Source organism: Pseudomonas sp. S3E17 (assembly GCF_024168685.1).
Classification (GTDB): Bacteria; Pseudomonadota; Gammaproteobacteria; order Pseudomonadales; family Pseudomonadaceae; genus Aquipseudomonas; species Aquipseudomonas marginalis.
The window spans coordinates 3,396,671-3,413,062 of sequence record NZ_JALJWE010000001.1 but is presented as its reverse complement, the minus strand read 5'-3'; the positions used below and the strand labels follow the sequence as shown (position 1 = coordinate 3,413,062).

General features: G+C 62.1%; 14 protein-coding genes. 4 read left to right on the top strand and 10 right to left on the bottom strand.

Annotated features, from left to right (window positions below):
• Nucleotides 1-98: 98 nt before the first annotated feature.
• From J3D60_RS15220 to J3D60_RS15210, 3 genes are all read right to left on the bottom strand, one after another.
• Complete coding sequence (locus J3D60_RS15220) at nucleotides 99-1,433, bottom strand: sigma-54 dependent transcriptional regulator (RefSeq protein WP_253491882.1); 1,335 nt, start codon at nucleotides 1,431-1,433, stop codon at nucleotides 99-101.
• A complete protein-coding gene (locus J3D60_RS15215; protein ID WP_253494014.1) occupies nucleotides 1,427-3,193 on the bottom strand; it encodes an ATP-binding protein in 1,767 nt (588 codons plus the stop codon). Before J3D60_RS15215 ends, J3D60_RS15220 begins: the two co-directional genes overlap by 7 nt.
• A gap of 220 nt (nucleotides 3,194-3,413) precedes the next feature.
• The gene (locus J3D60_RS15210) at nucleotides 3,414-4,937 is read right to left on the bottom strand and encodes a fumarate hydratase (RefSeq protein ID WP_027605509.1); all 1,524 of its coding nucleotides are present in this window, start codon (nucleotides 4,935-4,937) and stop codon (nucleotides 3,414-3,416) included.
• 217 nt (nucleotides 4,938-5,154) lie between these two features.
• Between J3D60_RS15210 and J3D60_RS15205 the strand changes: the two genes are divergently transcribed.
• Together J3D60_RS15205 and J3D60_RS15200 are read left to right on the top strand one after the other, a co-directional pair.
• The gene (locus J3D60_RS15205) at nucleotides 5,155-6,087 is read left to right on the top strand and encodes an iron-sulfur-binding ferredoxin reductase (RefSeq protein WP_253491880.1); all 933 of its coding nucleotides are present in this window, start codon (nucleotides 5,155-5,157) and stop codon (nucleotides 6,085-6,087) included.
• Between the two features lie 30 nt (nucleotides 6,088-6,117).
• Complete coding sequence (locus J3D60_RS15200; protein WP_253491878.1) at nucleotides 6,118-6,867, top strand: enoyl-CoA hydratase-related protein; 750 nt, start codon at nucleotides 6,118-6,120, stop codon at nucleotides 6,865-6,867.
• Between the two features lie 98 nt (nucleotides 6,868-6,965).
• Here the strand turns inward: J3D60_RS15200 and pyk are convergent, their stop codons facing one another.
• Nucleotides 6,966-8,417 (bottom strand): pyruvate kinase, encoded by a 1,452-nt coding sequence (gene pyk / locus J3D60_RS15195; RefSeq protein WP_027605512.1) that lies wholly within the window; start codon nucleotides 8,415-8,417, stop codon nucleotides 6,966-6,968.
• Between the two features lie 175 nt (nucleotides 8,418-8,592).
• Between pyk and J3D60_RS15190 the strand changes: the two genes are divergently transcribed.
• Both J3D60_RS15190 and J3D60_RS15185 read left to right on the top strand, forming a co-directional pair.
• Nucleotides 8,593-8,967: a hypothetical protein gene (locus tag J3D60_RS15190; protein ID WP_025854787.1), complete on the top strand. Its 375-nt coding sequence runs from the start codon at nucleotides 8,593-8,595 to the stop codon at nucleotides 8,965-8,967.
• A gap of 225 nt (nucleotides 8,968-9,192) precedes the next feature.
• The gene (locus tag J3D60_RS15185) at nucleotides 9,193-9,552 is read left to right on the top strand and encodes a PilZ domain-containing protein (RefSeq protein WP_065939183.1); all 360 of its coding nucleotides are present in this window, start codon (nucleotides 9,193-9,195) and stop codon (nucleotides 9,550-9,552) included.
• Between the two features lie 60 nt (nucleotides 9,553-9,612).
• Here the strand turns inward: J3D60_RS15185 and J3D60_RS15180 are convergent, their stop codons facing one another.
• The 6 genes from J3D60_RS15180 to J3D60_RS15155 are packed head-to-tail and all read right to left on the bottom strand — an operon-like array spanning nucleotide 9,613 to nucleotide 16,274.
• On the bottom strand, nucleotides 9,613-10,944 hold the full coding sequence (locus tag J3D60_RS15180) for a DUF58 domain-containing protein (RefSeq protein WP_065939182.1): 1,332 nt from the start codon (nucleotides 10,942-10,944) through the stop codon (nucleotides 9,613-9,615).
• A gap of 7 nt (nucleotides 10,945-10,951) precedes the next feature.
• Entirely contained in the window at nucleotides 10,952-11,947 is a 996-nt protein-coding gene (locus J3D60_RS15175; RefSeq protein ID WP_065939181.1) for a MoxR family ATPase, read from the bottom strand.
• Nucleotides 11,944-13,101 carry a DUF4350 domain-containing protein gene (locus J3D60_RS15170; protein ID WP_253491876.1) on the bottom strand — a complete coding sequence of 386 codons (1,158 nt, stop codon included), beginning with the start codon at nucleotides 13,099-13,101 and terminating at the stop codon, nucleotides 11,944-11,946. The genes J3D60_RS15175 and J3D60_RS15170 overlap by 4 nt, the downstream gene beginning before the upstream one ends.
• A complete protein-coding gene (locus J3D60_RS15165) occupies nucleotides 13,098-14,618 on the bottom strand; it encodes a DUF4129 domain-containing protein (RefSeq protein WP_253491874.1) in 1,521 nt (506 codons plus the stop codon). The genes J3D60_RS15170 and J3D60_RS15165 overlap by 4 nt, the downstream gene beginning before the upstream one ends.
• A complete protein-coding gene (locus J3D60_RS15160; protein ID WP_253491873.1) occupies nucleotides 14,605-15,585 on the bottom strand; it encodes a stage II sporulation protein M in 981 nt (326 codons plus the stop codon). The genes J3D60_RS15165 and J3D60_RS15160 overlap by 14 nt, the downstream gene beginning before the upstream one ends.
• Nucleotides 15,582-16,274 (bottom strand): RDD family protein, encoded by a 693-nt coding sequence (locus J3D60_RS15155; protein ID WP_108574619.1) that lies wholly within the window; start codon nucleotides 16,272-16,274, stop codon nucleotides 15,582-15,584. Before J3D60_RS15155 ends, J3D60_RS15160 begins: the two co-directional genes overlap by 4 nt.
• Nucleotides 16,275-16,392 lie beyond the last annotated feature (118 nt).

Here is a 16,392-nt window from a genome sequence, read left to right as displayed (position 1 = left end):
AGCTGTGCCAGGTAGATGAAGGCCCGGTCTAGAAGGGGCTGGGTTTTATTTTGGGCGGAAAGTCGCTGATGTTTTTGAGGTGATGAGCGGAAATCCGCTCATTCGTCTTTCAGGAACATGTCCCTGGCCAACCCATGGCGCTGCATCTTTTCGTTGAAGGTGCGCCGTGGCAGCTGCAACTCCGCCAGCACCGCCTTGATATCGCCTTTATGCCGGGTCAATGCGGCCTTCAGGCAATGGGCCTCGAACGCCTCCTGCTGCGCGGCCAGCGATTGCCCGGCTTCGATCCCTTCCGGTTCCGGTTCGCTAAGGCCCAGCACCTGGCGTTCGGCGACGTTGGCCAGCTCGCGCACATTGCCCGGCCAGTCATGGCTGAGCAGGCGGCCCAACTGCGCGCCGCTCAGCGGTTCCGCGCTGCGGCCCAGGCGCTCGGCGGCGCTTTGGGCAAAGTGATCGAACAGCAGCGGGATGTCTTCGCGGCGCTCGCGCAGAGGCGGCAGGCGCAGTTGTGCAACGTTCAGGCGATAGGCCAGGTCTTCGCGAAAACGCCCGGCGCGGGCCTCTTCCAGCAGGTCCGGCTTGGTCGCGGCAATGATGCGTAAATCCACATGAATGCTTTGATTGGAGCCCAGGCGTTCCAGCTTCTGATCCTGCAACACCCGTAACAGCTTCACTTGCTGGGCCAGGGGCATGCTTTCGATTTCATCGAGGAACAGCGTGCCGCCATGGGCGTACTCCAGTTTGCCGATGCGCTTGCCCTGGGCACCGGTGAAGGCGCCGCTTTCGTGGCCGAACAGTTCAGCCTCGAACAGCTGCTCGGGAATCGCCGCGCAATTGAGCGCCACAAACGGTTTTTTCGCACGGGGGCCGAAGTCATGCAGGCAACGGGCGACCAGCTCCTTGCCGCTGCCGGTCTCGCCACGGATCAGCACGTTGACCGGCAAGGTCGCCAGGTCGAGTACCTGTCGGCGCAGGTTCTGCAAGCCACGGGACACGCCGAGCAGGCTCGACTCCAACTGCGCCCGATGATCGGCCTGTTGGTGCAGGCGGCGGTTTTCGAGGATCAGCCTGCGCTTGTCCAACGCGCGGCGCAGGCTGTTGAGCAAGGCATCGGGGCTGAAGGGTTTTTCGAGGAAGTCGTAGGCGCCGTCGCGCATGGCTTCTACGGCCATCGGTACATCGCCATGTCCGGTCAGCAGGATGACGGGCAGGTCGGCGTCACGGCGCTGCACTTCGGCCAGCAGCTCCAGGCCGCTGAGCCCGGGCATGCGCACGTCGCTCAGGATCACTCCGGGAAAGTCCTTGGGCAGTTGCGCCAGGCAGGCTTCGGCGCGGCTGAACAACTGCACCTCGAAGCCCGACAAGCTCAGCCATTGCTCGACGGCCGTACGAATGCTGGCTTCGTCATCGACCACAATCACCGCGTTCAACATAAGTCGGGTGTCTCCAGCGCGATAGGCAAGGTCAGGGTGAATACCGCGCCGTCGCCACGGTTACTGGCGCTCAGGCGCCCGCCCAATTCGTGCACGATAGCGTAGGAAACTGCCAGGCCCAAGCCGAGCCCGTCGCCCACCGGCTTGGTGGTGAAGAACGGATCGAACACGCTGTTGAGGTGCTCCTCGGCAATCCCGCCGCCGCTGTCGCTGACCGTGAGTTGCCACAGTTGCTGGTCGGCATGCAGGCGGATTTCCAGGCGTTTGCGGGGTTTGTCGGCCATGGCGTCGAGGGCGTTGCGCAGCAGGTTGATCATCACCTGTTCGAGGCGGATCGCGTCGCCGCGTACCCAGGCGGGGCGGGTCAGGTCCAGCACGCTGCCGATGGCTTCATCACGCAGGCGCGCGTCGAGCAGGTGCAGGGACTGGTCGACCACGGTGGCCAGGTCCAGGCGTTCGCGCAGGCCACTGGGGCTTTTGCGCGCAAAAGTCTTGAGATGGCCGGTCAGCGCGGCCATGCGTGTGAGCATGTCGTCCAGTGGGGTCAGGGCCTTGTAGGCGTCGTCCACCCGACCGTGGTCCAGCAGCAACCGCAGGGTCGCCAACTGCATGCGCTGGGCGGTCAGCGGCTGGTTGATCTCATGGGCGAGGGCGGCGGACATCTGCCCCAACGCCGCTAATTTCGCCGATTGCACCAGGCCATCCTGGGCCGTGCGCAGGGCCTGGGTGCGCTCTTCCACAAGCTGTTCGAGTTCTTCGCGGCTGCGCTGGCGCAAACGGGCCAGGCGCCAGCGTTGGCTGAGGAACAGCACCAGGAACACCAGCGCCAGCCAGGAGCCGGCGGCGGCGAGGCCGGCGTTGCGCTGGTCTTCAAAGGCGAACAGGGGTTTGCGCAACAGGTGCAGGGTCCAGCCCTCGGCTTTCAGCGGCAGGGACTCCCAGATGTAATTGGCGTTGCCTTCGGGGCCGTTGACGCGCATCAGGTGGCTGTTTTCGTCGAAGCGTTGCAACGTCTGGGTGTCCAGCGGCTGCAGTTGTTTCTTGTCGTATTGGCGGGTGGCCTTGAGTTCGGCCAGATCGCTGGCCGATAACGGGTGTAGGTTGCGATAACGCCAGCCCGGTTGATTGGCGATAAACACGATGCCGCGTGCGTCGCTGACCAGCAACAGGTCATTGCCCTGGGCCCATTCGCGCTCCAGCTCAGGGAATTCCAGTTTCACCACCATGGCGCCAAGGAACTGCTCGTGTTCATCCAGCACGGCGCTGGAGAGGAAATACCCCGGGATCCCGGTGGTTACGCCGACCGCGTAAAAGCGCCCGGTGCCCTGGCTCTTGGTCTGGCTGAAATACGGCCGAAACGCGTAGTTGTGCCCGACGTAACTGCTCGGCAAGTTCCAGTTGCTGGCGGCCACAGCCAGGCCAGTGCGGTCCATCAACTCCAGGGTGGAGGACTGCGCCGCACCGTTGATGCGTTCGAGCTTGCGGTTGAGCAGGTCCTGGGTGCCGGGGTCCAACGGGCCTTTGAGCGCGTTGATCATCTCCGAGTCCAGCGCCAGCACGGCGGGCAGGGCGCGGTAGCGTTCGATCAGGGTGTGCAGGGAGTTGGCGTACAGCGCCAGCTGCTGGTTGGCGCGGGCCGCATCGTCCACCAACGCCTGGCGTTCGGCATGGCGCGTGGCTAAGGCCGCGGCCAGCAGCGCACCGGCGATGATCAGCAGGGAGTAGAAGGTCAGGCGCAGGGGACGCGGGATCACGATCATACGGTGATGGGCAGGCACGGTAAGGGGAGTGCACCATAACATGAGCGGCTTGGGTCTTGTGGTGAGGGGCTGTCGTGGCTGAAGGGGAGAGTGGGCTTCTTGTGGTGAGCGGGGCAAGCCCGCTCACCACAATAAACCCGCTTGCCATAGGTGAATCAGCAGGCAATAAAAAAGCGACCGGGCCATGGGCCGCGGTCGCCTCAGTCTTGGGGGAGGGTGCTTACTGCACTTCTACCGCCAGGCTTTCACTGATCTTTTTCTGCCAGATGGCAGGACCGGTGATGTGGACGGATTCGCCCTTGCTGTCCACCGCAACGGTGACCGGCATGTCTTTCACGTCGAACTCGTAGATCGCTTCCATGCCCAGTTCGGCGAAGGCCACCACACGCGATTTCTTGATGGCCTGCGCCACCAGGTAAGCGGCGCCGCCCACCGCCATCAGGTACACGGCCTTGTGGTCCTTGATCGCTTCGATCGCGGTAGGGCCGCGCTCGGATTTGCCGATCATGCCCAGCAGGCCGGTTTGCTCGAGGATCTGACGGGTGAACTTGTCCATCCGCGTCGCCGTGGTCGGACCGGCAGGGCCAACCACTTCTTCGCGCACCGGATCAACCGGGCCGACGTAGTAGATAAAGCGACCCTTGAGGTCCACCGGCAGGCTTTCGCCCTTGTTCAGCATCTCGACCATGCGCTTGTGCGCGGCGTCGCGACCGGTGAGCATCTTGCCGTTGAGCAGTACGGTTTCGCCCGGCTTCCAGCTCTGCACTTCTTCCGGGGTCAGGGTGTCGAGGTTGACACGGCGGGCCGATGGGCCGGCTTCCCAGACGATTTCCGGGTAGGCGTCCAGCGGTGGCGCTTCCAGCGACGCCGGGCCCGAACCGTCGAGCACGAAGTGCGCGTGACGGGTGGCGGCGCAGTTGGGGATCATGCACACCGGCAGCGAAGCGGCGTGGGTCGGGTAGTCCATGATCTTCACGTCGAGCACGGTGGTCAGGCCACCCAGGCCCTGGGCGCCGATGCCCAGTTGGTTGACCTTCTCGAACAACTCCAGGCGCATCTCTTCGATACGGTTCTGCGGGCCGCGCTTTTTCAACTCGTGGATGTCGATGGATTCCATCAACACTTCCTTGGCCATCACCGCGGCTTTCTCGGCGGTACCGCCGATGCCGATGCCGAGCATGCCCGGTGGGCACCAGCCGGCGCCCATGGTCGGAACGGTCTTGAGCACCCAGTCGACGATCGAGTCGGACGGGTTGAGCATGGCCATTTTCGACTTGTTCTCGGAACCGCCGCCCTTGGCCGCCACATCCACTTCCACGGTGTTACCCGGGACGATGGAGTAGTGGATCACGGCAGGGGTATTGTCCTTGGTGTTCTTACGTGCGCCGGCCGGGTCGGCCAGGATGGAGGCGCGCAGGACGTTTTCCGGCAGGTTGTAGGCGCGACGCACGCCTTCGTTGATCATGTCGTCCAGGCCCATGGTGGCGCCATCCCAACGTACGTCCATGCCCACGCGCACGAACACGGTGACGATACCGGTGTCCTGGCAGATCGGGCGATGGCCGGTGGCGCACATGCGCGAGTTGATCAGGATCTGCGCGATGGAGTCACGGGCTGCCGGCGATTCTTCGCGCAGGTAGGCCTCGTGCATCGCCTGGATGAAATCAACGGGGTGGTAGTAGGAAATGAATTGCAGGGCGTCGGCAACGCTCTGAATCAGGTCGTCTTGCTTGATCACGGTCATGAGTCGCGCTCCTCTATAAGGGAACATTCAATAAAGGTGGGCTCAGTGGGGTGCATCGGTCGGCTGAGTCCACCTTTCCAAGGCACGCCAAGTGGTGCAGGCGCGACGCTAAAAAGGCGCGGCAGTATAACCCGGCACGGTGGCCGATACACCCGACTATGGTCAAACTGTCGCAGGCATGATTCCCTGTGCGCGCCCCTTGTGATCGAGTCCTGCTATGCCTGAACTGTACGTCGGCGAACGCCATTGGTCGGTAGCCACCGGCAGCAACCTGCTGGATGCCTTGAGTCAGGCGGGTGTGGCCGTGCCCTACAGTTGCCGGGCCGGCAGTTGCCATGCGTGCCTGGTGCGGTGCCAGGGCGAGGTCGAGGACCTGCAGCCCGCTGCTTTGAGCCCGGCACAACGCCAGGAGGGCTGGCGCCTGGCGTGCCAGTGCCAGGTGATCGGCGATCTGCAGGTCGAGGCGTTCGACCCACTGCGTGACGGTTTGCCGGCCCAGGTGGTGGGGGCCGATTGGTTGAATGCCTCGGTGCTGCGCCTGCGGCTGCAACCGGAGCGTGGACTGCGGTATCGCGCCGGGCAGCACCTGGTGTTGTGGGTCGGGCAGGTGGCACGGCCTTATTCCCTGGCCAGCCTGCCTCAGGAGGATGCCTTCCTGGAGTTTCATATCGATTGCCGCCAGCCCGGCGCATTCAGCGATGCCGCGCGCGCGTTGTCGGTGGGTGATCGCCTGCGCCTGGGAGAACTGCGTGGCGGAGCACTGCAATACGATCCCGACTGGCAATCCCGGCCGCTGTGGCTGCTGGCTTCCGGTACCGGCCTGGGCCCTTTGTGGGGTGTGCTGCGCGAGGCGTTGCGCCAGGATCACCAGGGCGCCATCCGTATGATTCACCTGGCCCATGATGCCGACGGTCATTACCTGGCCGGACCCCTGGCCGAACTGGCTGCGCGTCATCCCAACCTGACGGTGGAGCTGTGGACTGCGGCCGAGTCGGCCCAGGCATTGGCGCAACTGCGGCTTGTTTCCCGGCAAACCCTGGCCTTACTCTGCGGGCATCCCCTCAGCGTCGATGCGTTTTCCAAGCGCCTGTTCCTGGCGGGACTGCCGCGCAATCAACTGCTGGCCGATGTGTTCCTGCCCCGTGGTTGAGTGCTGAATTCCACTGCCGTGAGATTCGCCATGACCGACGCTATCCTGCTGCAACGCGAGCGCGGGCTGCTGACCCTGCAGCTCAATCGCCCGGATAAGAAAAACGCCCTGACCCGAGCCATGTACAGCCAATTGGCCGAGGCGTTGGAGCAGGCCGATGCGGACCCGCAGATCAATGCCGTGCTGATCCAGGGCAGCAGCGAGTGTTTTACCGCCGGCAACGATATCGGCGACTTTCTTGAACAGCCGCCCAGCGACCTCGACAGCCCGCCGTTTCACTTTATGAAAAGCCTGCTCAACTGCCGCAAGCCGGTGATCGCAGCTGTAGCGGGTGCGGCGGTGGGGATCGGCACCACCCTGCTGCTGCATTGCGACCTGGTGTACATCAGCCGCGATGCACGGTTGCGCATGCCGTTCGTCAATTTGGGGCTGTGTCCGGAGTTTGGGTCGAGCCTGATCCTCCCGCGTTTATTGGGGCACGCGAAGGCGGCTGAACTGCTGTTGCTGGGTGAGGGCTTCAGCGGCGAACAAGCGGCCGCGTGGGGGATTGCTACCGAAGCGTTGGGCAGTGGCGAAGCGGCGTTGGCCAAGGCGCGGGAAATGGCCGAGCGCTTTGAAACCCTGGCGCCGGGAGCGGTGCAGGTCTGCAAGCAGTTGATGAAGAGCGTGGACCGGGAGCAGTTGCGGCAAGTGATCGAGGAAGAGGGGGCGTTGTTTGTGCAGCGCTTGAAGTCGCCGGAAGCGATTGCGGCGCTGTCGGGGTTTATGGACAGGCGTTAACCCCATGTGGGTGCGACGATTCGACATGCTCCCTGCCACACGGAAAGCAAAAAGCCCCGCCATTCACATGGCAGGGCTTTTGGTTTTCAGCCTGTCACTCAGACCATTGGGTCGCCAACGTGCAGGATCTTCATGCCGTTGGTGCCGCCGATGGTGTGGTAGCTGTCGCCTTTGGTCAGGATGACCCAGTCGCCTTTCTCCACTACGCCGCGCTTGATCAACTCGTCGATGGCCGCCTGGCTGACTTCATGGGGCGGCAACGACGCCGGGTCGAACGGCACGGTGTATACGCCACGGAACATGGCCGCACGGGCCTGGGTTTCGCGGTGCGGGGAGAACGCGTAGATCGGTACCGAAGAACGGATACGCGACATGATCAACGGCGTATAGCCACTTTCGGTCAGGGCAATGATCGCTTTCACGCCCGGGAAGTGGTTGGCGGTGTACATGGCGGCCAGGGCAATGCTCTGATCGCAGCTTTCGAACACTTTGCCGATGCGGTGGCTGGAGGTCTTGCTGGTCGGGTGCTTTTCGGCACCGACGCAGATACGCGCCATGGCCTGCACGGCTTCCAGTGGGTATGGGCCGGCGGCGCTTTCGGCCGAGAGCATCACGGCGTCGGTGTAGTCGAGCACGGCGTTGGCCACGTCGGACACTTCGGCGCGGGTCGGCATCGGGTTCTGGATCATCGACTCCATCATCTGGGTCGCGACGATTACCGCTTTGTTGTGGCGGCGTGCGTGCAGGATGATCTTTTTCTGGATGCCGATCAGCTCGGCGTCGCCGATTTCCACACCCAGGTCGCCACGGGCAACCATCACCGCGTCGGACGCCTTGATCAGGCCGTCGAGGGTTTCGTCATCGGCCACGGCTTCGGCGCGTTCGATCTTCGCCACCAGCCAGGCGGTACCGCCGGCTTCGTCGCGCAGTTTACGGGCGTATTCCATGTCGGCGGCGTCGCGTGGGAAGGACACGGCGAGGTAGTCCACTTCCATTTCAGCGGCGAGCTTGATGTCGGCCTTGTCTTTTTCAGTCAGGGCTGGGGCGGTCAAGCCACCGCCACGACGGTTGATGCCTTTGTGATCGGACAGCGGACCGCCGATGATCACGGTGCAGTTCAGTTCAGTCGGGGTCGCGGTGTCGACGCGCATCACCACGCGACCGTCGTCCAGCAGCAGCTCGTCACCGACGCCGCAATCCTTGACCAGGTCCGGGTAGTCGATACCTACGACGTCCTGGGTGCCTTCGGTCAGCGGGTGGCTGGTGGAGAAGGTGAATTTGTCACCGATCTTCAGCTCGATACGCTTGTTGGCGAATTTGGCGATACGGATTTTCGGGCCTTGCAGGTCACCCAGCAGTGCGACGAAGCGGCCGTGCTTGGCGGCCAGGTCACGCACCAGCTTGGCGCGAGCCTTGTGCTCGTCCGGGGTGCCGTGGGAGAAGTTCAGACGGGCAACGTCCAAACCAGCCAGAATCAGCTGTTCGAGGACTTCCGGCGAGTTGCTGGCCGGGCCAAGGGTGGCGACGATTTTGGTACGACGGACGGACATGCACAGACTCCTGAGTTCAAGCGCTGAGGAAGGCTACTATGCTCTTTGGTTGTAGTCATTGTTCGTTTGCACTACTTATCGACGATTCGCTTGTTTTCGCGCCGGTTGAATAGATGAACATCTTTGAAGATTTTTGACGAGGGGTCGATACACTGCACAAGACAGGAGAACCTTCATGCGAATTTTGCTCATTGCTGCCCTGGCCGTCAGTGTTGTCGGCTGCACCCGTTGGTCGATGGACCACCATTTGAACAATGCCTACCGTGCGTACAAGGTCGGTGATTGCGAGCGCGTCACTTTGGAACTATCCCAGGTCGACCGCGAGAGCCGTACACGGCGTTATGTACAACCGGAAGTTTCGATGTTGCGCGGACAATGCCTGGAACGCCAGAAACTGTTTGTCGACGCCGTGCAAACCTATCAATTCATCATTAACCAGTACCCGTCGAGCGAGTACGCCTACCGTGCCCGCGCGAGGCTGGACACCTTGCAACAACTGGGTCATTACCCCGGTGCGAGCGTGGCACAGCCACGGCCCGCTTCTTTGTAATGGCATTCGTCATTTAATAACTGGCCCGTTGCCAGTCTTGGGCTATTCTTTTAACGTTCGTTTGTACAAGTTTCTATTCGAACGGATGCAGGACCCGGATTCGGCAGCTGTCGAGTGACAAAATGTTGTCCGTTGTCACACCGAGATCCAGGGAGAGCGAGCAATTGCGCTCGTTCCGAATCACTGGCACGGCCAGAGTCATGGCCACTGGATGGCGATCTCACCATGTTTACCGACCGACGGATCGAGCGGCATCAACTACCGTATTTCCTGCAAGTGTTTAACCGTCTCACCGACAAACCCATAGGTTTTCTGGGTAACGTCTCTGACGACGGGCTGATGTTGGTCAGCCAGTTACCCATGATGGTCGATGTGGACTTCGAGTTGCGCTTGAAGATACCTGGTGCTGACGACACGTTCCATGTCATTGACATCACGGCGACCTGCCTGTGGAGCCATGAAGATATCAACCCGCAGCACTACGATTCCGGGTTCAGCGTGCTTGAGGCTCCCGAGGAATATGGGCAACTGATCAACGTGCTGTTGCAGTACTTCAGTTTTGATCCCTTGCAGGCTTCGGCCTAGAAGCGGCGCGCTGTCGACGCGGCCGGGGTGCTGCTGTCCCTGCCGCAGTCGTGCGCTTTTTTAGAATACTCCGGCTTTCTTCCAACCCAGGTAGCGTGTCACCAGGGCCGCGCCCATTTCTGATGGCAACGTATCCAACGCCGACAGGCCGTGGGCGTTCATGCGGTCATGCAATTCATCCCGAGTATTGAGGTAGTCGACAGTACCGCTGTAGGCCAGGGCTTCGGGCAAGGTTTGTACGGGGGATTGGCGCAGTCGATCGAGTACTTCCTCACGCATGCTCGCCACCAGCACCCGATGTTGACGACTGATGCGCTTGACGGCGGAGAGTAGGGCTTCGTCGTCCTCATCCCGCAGGTTGCTGACAATAATGACCAATGCCCGACGTTTTTGCCGGGCCAGCAGTTGGCTGGCCGCTGCCTGGTAGTCGGCGGTTCGGCGGCTGGTGTCCAGGTCATAGACCGTATTGAGCAACAGGTTCAATTGGCTGCTGCCCTTGACCGGTGCCAGGTAGCGTGGCTGGTCAGTGGCAAAGGTGCACAACCCCACCGCATCGCCCTGGCGCAGGGCCACGTAGCTAAGCAGCAGGCAGGCATTGAGGGCGTGGTCGAAATGGGACAGCTCGTCATCTTGGCTGCGCATGCGTCGGCCGCAATCGAGCATGAACACGATCTGCTGGTCGCGCTCGTCCTGATACTCCCGGGCGATGGGGGTACGTTGCCGCGCGGTCGCTTTCCAATCGATTTGCCGCAGGCTGTCGCCCTCACGAAACTCGCGCAGTTGATGAAATTCCAGTCCCAATCCTCGTCGTTGCCGTTGACGGACCCCCAGTTGGCTCAACCAGTTATCCACACCCTGCAGTTGTGCCCCGTACAGGCGGGCGAAGTCCGGATAGACGCGGGTGGCGTCCTCGGCTTCGATAAAGCGCCGTGCAGACCAGAGCCCCAAGGGACTGGGCAGGTGGATTTCGCAGCGACTGAACGCGAAATGCCCACGGCGCAAGGGGCGCAGGCGATAACCCAGCTCACTGCGTTCACCAGGGCGCAATTCGATGGACTGGGGCAGGTTTTCCAAGCTCAGTCCGTCGGGGACGTGATCGAACACCTGCACTGTCAGCGCCTGTGGGTAGTCATGTTCCAGGGACAGGCGGACTTCGCCCCAGCGCCCCAGCGCCAGGCTGCCGGGCATCTGCCGGTGCACGCGTGGTGAGGGTCGGCGGCGCAGTCGCAGCGCGTCGAGCATGGCCAGCAGCAACAGCGCCAGGAGCAAGCCCCACGTTATTGAGTGCAAGGTCTCGGGTACCTTGAACTGCAAGGCGGCCGCAGCGCCCAGCAGGATACTTAAGCCCAGCAGTACGCTGAGCCAGGCTAATAACAGACGGGTCGGTTTCATGAACGGGTCATTGCCGGGGGGCCGGAATCTGGTCCAGCAGCTGCTTGAGCACCTGGTCGACCTCCAGCCCGTCTATATCCAGTTCTGGCGCAAGACGTACCCGATGACGCAGTACCGCCAGGGCACAGCCCTTGATGTCATCCGGTGTGACGAACTCGCCCGCACGTAACAAGGCCCGTGCGCGGGCGCCGCGTACCAGGGCGATGGAGGCTCGCGGGCCGGCGCCTATGGCCAACCCCGGCCAACTGCGGGTTGCTCGCGCCAGGCGCACGGCATAGTCGAGCACGTGTTCATCCAGGGGCAGTTCACTGGCGACCAGCTGCAGCTGCAGCACGTCCTCGGCCTCCAGCACGGTGCGCAACGGTTGCACGTCCAGCATGTCGGCCCGTGATGAGCGTGTCACTTCGCGCACCATATCCAGTTCCTGCTGCGCATCGGGGTAGTCCATGCGTACCTTGAGCATGAAACGGTCCAGTTCGGCTTCCGGCAGCGGGTAGGTGCCTTCCTGTTCGATGGGGTTTTGCGTGGCAAGGACCATGAACGGCTGATCGATGGGCAGCGCCTCGCCTTCGAGGGTGACTTGCCGTTCCTGCATGGCTTCGAGCAGGGCTGCCTGGGTCTTGGCCGGAGCGCGGTTGATTTCGTCGGCCAGCAACAAGTGGGTGAATACGGGCCCCTTGCGCAGCTTGAACTGTTCGGTGTGCAGGTCGTACACCGCGTGGCCGGTGACATCGCTGGGCATCAGGTCCGGGGTGAACTGGATCCGCGCGAATTCGCCGTCAAAGCAACGGGCCAGGGCCCGCACCAGCAAGGTCTTGCCCAGCCCGGGAACACCCTCGAGCAATACGTGGCCGCCGGCGATCAGCGCGGTGAGTACATCATCAATCACCTGATCCTGGCCGATCACCGCCTTGCGCAGTTCAATGCGCAGGGCCTGGGCCTGCTGGCTGGCGCGTTGCAGAGAGTCGCCGGGCAGGGTGTTAGCGCTGGGAAATTCGCTCATAGGGCATTCCTGAGGGTTTGCAGGCACGCCACCTGCCGGCTGAAATCGGCACTGGAAAGCCGTTTCGTCGGGAGTGGGCCGAGGGCCTGGCTGATGACGTGAGAGGGTTGGCGCGTCAGGTGGGCAAGTACTCGCCCCTGTTCCGTGTTGTCGAGATGTTCAAAGCCGGGGTGACGCCGCCGTGCGGCGCGCAGGATGTCACGCTGCAAGGCCTGCAACAGTGTGCCTTGGCCGCTGCGACGCAGCAGGAAGTCGGCGCTGGCTTTCAGGTGCTCCTGCAATTGCCGGCGTGCCTTGGGGGCGGGCGCCTGGATTGGGCCCTGGCGCATACCTGCCTGCCAGAGTGCCAGGGCAATCAGGGCAATGAGCGCCACCAACGCCTGGGGGAAATAACGCAGCAGCAGGGTGAACAGGTCATCTACGTCGCCGTTGAACAACAAGGTTACGGCAGTGCCCTGGGTCAGATGCCACAGCAGCCAGGCATTGTCGTGTTTGCCAATGTCTGGCGTTTTCCACAGCTCGCTGTCGGTGATCACCGTTACGCGGCCTTGCCCGAGGTCGAGTTGCATCAAATGGCTCGACCTGGCGCTATTGGCTGAAAATTGTGCCAGGTGCTTGGGGTCGATGAGATTGAAGTCGGTGTCGAAACTGAAATAGACCGGGGCTGTGTCGTTGTCGACATAGAGTTTGGTCAGGTCCGGTGCTTTATTTTTGCGGGCCGGCGCGGGGGCATCGGGTTCATCGCTGAGGACTTGGTGGATAGGCAGGCGATCGAGCAGCAGGTCGCCGCTCTTGCCGGTTTCTTCGTCCCACAGGGCCTCGGCGACTACCAGTAGATGGCCGCCGGACCTGGCCCAGTCCAGGAGTTGCCCTACCTGGCGTGGCGACATGTTGCCGCGTTCACCCAGCAACAGCAGGCTGTTGCCCTTGGCGGGCAGGCTCGCCAGACGTTCCAGGCCGTTGGCATGCTCCACGGCCAGGCCTTGCTGGCGCAGAAAGTGTTCGGCTGCCAGGTAAGGATTGGCCAGGGCTTCCGGGGAGGGGCCGCGGTCCACCACTTCTTCATAGGGAATCGCTTTGCTCCAGGCGTAAAAACCGCCCGCTCCAAGCAGGCACGCCAACAGCAGCCCCACCCACAGTAATGGCCGGTTCATCGGGCGCCTCCCGCACTGAACAGGGCACGCCAATCGTTGCACAGTTTCTGCTGGACTGAGACCGGGGGCAGGTGATGGCCATAGGCGAGGTTTTGCCAGTGCCGCGTCAATTCATCACTGAAGGCCAGCAACTGCGGCTGCTGCAATTGGTGAACCCGTTGCAGGACCTGGCCTTCGGTGTCAGCGCTTTTAAGGGGCAGGTTGAAGTCATGCAGCAACCTGCTCAGCAGGCCACGATACAAAAGGCCGAGGGCCTCCCGTGGCTGGGTAGACCAGAGTTGCTCGGCGGCGCTGGCGATATCCTCGGGCAGGGTCTCGGTGCCCAGTTCCAGGCCGAACAATTGCGCGGGTGGTGGTTTCGCTGCTTTGGGTGTACGTGCCCCGCGCAGGCTGACAAAGGTGCGCAACCAGTCCCGATAACGCCAGGCCACCAGGGCCACGCCACCGATCAGCAGGCTCCATAACAGTACTTCCAGGCCTTGGGCTACAGGCTTGAACGTGTTGCTGTTGAGGTTGTCCAGCAGTGCCTGCAACCACGACGGAAGTTTGCCGTCACTGTGTGCCTTGTTTTTAACGACGGACTTTTCTTCGCCAAAGCGGTAGCGGGTGACGGTTTCCGGATTTTTGAAGGGCGGCTTGTCCAGCAGCGACTTGATGGACTGGCTTGCGCTCTGGGGAGGCAGTGGCTTGGCGTCATCCGCCATGGCGGGCAGGTTGAATGGCAGCAAGGTCAGCCCGATCACCAGCACTAACAGTGGCACCACACTGCTCAGACGCTGGCGCAGGCGGCGGAATACCAGCTCCAGGTCCCACGCCTCCAGCAGGGTGCGGCGATTGAGATAAAGGCTGAAACCGCAGGCGACATAGATGGGCTCCCAAAATACCAGGATCAAGGCGTAGAAGGCGTTGCTCAAGTGTTCCAGCCAGACTCCCTCGGAGCCTGTCGCCAGCGCCAGCCGTTGCCAATCCCAATCCAGTTCAAGTTGTTGCGGAATGAATAGATAGAACAGCGCCATGCAGCCGAACCACAGGCCGATTTCCAGGTGCACCCCAACGGTGGTCAACCAGCGCGCGGCTCCTGCATTGCGCTGCTGCAGCACGCCCAGGCGTTTCTGGCGCGCCTGGCCGTCCAGGCCTTCGAGCTGGCTGACCGGCATTACAAAACTGCGGCTGAGGCTAAGTCGGCGCCAGGTCAGGCTGGCCAGCAGTTGGTGGTTAAGCAGTCTTGGCCATTGGCGCACGGCCTGCTTAAGGCTGGGTGTTTCGCCGAACAGGGCTTTGGAGAGGATATATAAAGGCAAGCGGTCGAACGCCGGTTTGAGCCACCAGAACAGGAACATGGCTGTGGACGGGTATTGCCATAGCAACGCGGTAAGCAGGGCAAAAACCGGCAGTGTCACCAGCGCCCAGCTGCTCATCAACAGCAGGCGATGTTCCCGGGCCATTAATACCCCAAGGTCCATGGCCTCCCATGCGGTACGCGGGCGAATCGCCACGCTGGCATTACTCAGGCGCATGGCGAGTCCGTCCGGCAAGGGTCAGGTAAGTCGCCACCAGCAGCCAAAGTGCAGCACCCACCAGGTATTTGATCCAAGGGGCGATCTGGGTGGTGGAAGACCAGTAGGCCTCGATAAAAGCTGCGATCAGCAGGAACACCATGACACCGCATAGCAGTTGCACACTCTTGCGAGCGGCGAGCCGCAGGGATTCGCCACGGGTCAGTTGCCCCGGGGCGATCAACGCCCAGCCCAGTTGCAGGCCCGCGGCACCGGCGAGTGCAATGGCCGTCAACTCAAAGGCCCCATGGCCGATGACAAATGACCAGAAGGTCTGCCCATAGCCGATTTCTGTCAGGTGCCCGGAAATCGCGCCGATGATCAGCCCGTTGAATATCAGGAAAAACACACTGCCCAGGCCGAACAGCAAACCGGCGGCAAATGTCTGAAAGGCGATACCGATGTTGTGCATGACGTAGTAGCCAAACATCATCCAGTCTTCGCTCGAAGCACGTTCGGCAGCGCGCCCCAGCCGGCTGGCCTCGGGGTCATACATGCCCTGCATCTCGGCCACCTGCTGGGGGCTGACAATGCTGTAGATCAGGTCGGGGAACAGGTAGACCAGCAGGGCAATGCCCAGCAGGCTGCCAAAGAACAGCAGGCTGGCAATCAACACGAAACGCCACTGTTCTCGCACCAGACGCGGAAAGTCGGCCAGGACGAAACTCAGCACATTCGCCGCCAATTGGCTGCGGTGGCGATACAGTTGTTGATGGCCGCGCAATGCCAGTTGTTGCAGGGGATCCACCAGGTAACTGCTGTAGCCGCGCTCCTGGGCGAGGGCCAGGAGCTGGCATAGACGCCGGTATTGATGAGGGAAATCGGCCATATCACTGGCCTTGGCCTTGCCTTGTTCCAACTGCTTCAGTTGTTCGGCAAAAGCTTGCCATTGGTGTTGGTAACGGCCTTCGAAAAGACTCTGCTTCATGTCGGCCCCAGCAGGCCGCGGGCCACACCGTTGAGTTGCTCCACGGCGCGGGCCGGGGACACCTGCAGTGGCGTCGCAAGGATCGAGGCGAGCTCGTGTACCCGTTCAGGGGACAGTTCGCCCTGGCGTTCGGCGAAGCCAAGAATCGCTCGCTGTTCACTCAGGTCCAGGGCAAATGGCAAGCGCAGGGCTGCAGCTTGGGGCACCTGGGGACGTGCCAGCGGCTGTTCGCGGTAGACCACCAGGGCGCCGGCGGCCAGGTCGCCAAGGCGTTTGAAGTGAGGATGTTGCAGGCAACTGATGGCGCCGAGAAAGTAGCCGAAAGGCAGCATGTCGACAAACCGCAGGAGGTTGCGGATCAGCGACGCCGACCAGCCTATGGGGGTGCCGTCGTCCTGCACGACCCGTAAGCCCATGACCTGTTTGCCCGGTGAGCAGCCTTGGTTGAGCACCTCGAACAGCACCATGTACCACCAACTGACCAGGAACAGCAGAAGCGATCCCAGGCCGATACCGATATTGCCGAGCAACGCCAATGGCACCAGCAGCACGCCCATGATCACTGCACGCGCGCCGAGGTCGAAGGCAAATGCCAGCGCCCGTGGCACCAGGCCGGCTGGGCGCAGCGGCAGGTCGATGCCCTCCGGGGTCTCGATCTGGTAGAGGGTGTCCAATGGGGCTGATGGCATCGCGATCCTTGGCAGTGCAGAGCGGCTGGAGACACGGATGCTAACAGTGTCCGTGATGGAAGCAACTACTCAAGGTTTTGCTGGATGTTTGTACAGTATAATTGGTGCTGGCCGCGAA

Excerpts from the sequence above, each read along its gene's own strand:
- J3D60_RS15220 (WP_253491882.1), bottom strand. The coding sequence starts at position 1,433 with ATGTTGAACGCGGTGATTGTGGTCGATGACGAAGCCAGCATTCGTACG.
- J3D60_RS15160 (WP_253491873.1), bottom strand. The coding sequence starts at position 15,585 with ATGAAGCAGAGTCTTTTCGAAGGCCGTTACCAACACCAATGGCAAGCT.
- J3D60_RS15200 (WP_253491878.1), top strand. The coding sequence starts at position 6,118 with ATGACCGACGCTATCCTGCTGCAACGCGAGCGCGGGCTGCTGACCCTG.
- J3D60_RS15210 (WP_027605509.1), bottom strand. The coding sequence starts at position 4,937 with ATGACCGTGATCAAGCAAGACGACCTGATTCAGAGCGTTGCCGACGCC.
- J3D60_RS15170 (WP_253491876.1), bottom strand. The coding sequence starts at position 13,101 with ATGAACCGGCCATTACTGTGGGTGGGGCTGCTGTTGGCGTGCCTGCTT.
- J3D60_RS15175 (WP_065939181.1), bottom strand. The coding sequence starts at position 11,947 with ATGAGCGAATTTCCCAGCGCTAACACCCTGCCCGGCGACTCTCTGCAA.
- pyk (WP_027605512.1), bottom strand. The coding sequence starts at position 8,417 with ATGTCCGTCCGTCGTACCAAAATCGTCGCCACCCTTGGCCCGGCCAGC.
- J3D60_RS15205 (WP_253491880.1), top strand. The coding sequence starts at position 5,155 with ATGCCTGAACTGTACGTCGGCGAACGCCATTGGTCGGTAGCCACCGGC.
- J3D60_RS15180 (WP_065939182.1), bottom strand. The coding sequence starts at position 10,944 with ATGAAACCGACCCGTCTGTTATTAGCCTGGCTCAGCGTACTGCTGGGC.
- J3D60_RS15215 (WP_253494014.1), bottom strand. The coding sequence starts at position 3,193 with ATGATCGTGATCCCGCGTCCCCTGCGCCTGACCTTCTACTCCCTGCTG.
- J3D60_RS15185 (WP_065939183.1), top strand. The coding sequence starts at position 9,193 with ATGTTTACCGACCGACGGATCGAGCGGCATCAACTACCGTATTTCCTG.
- J3D60_RS15165 (WP_253491874.1), bottom strand. The coding sequence starts at position 14,618 with ATGCGCCTGAGTAATGCCAGCGTGGCGATTCGCCCGCGTACCGCATGG.
- J3D60_RS15190 (WP_025854787.1), top strand. The coding sequence starts at position 8,593 with ATGCGAATTTTGCTCATTGCTGCCCTGGCCGTCAGTGTTGTCGGCTGC.
- J3D60_RS15155 (WP_108574619.1), bottom strand. The coding sequence starts at position 16,274 with ATGCCATCAGCCCCATTGGACACCCTCTACCAGATCGAGACCCCGGAG.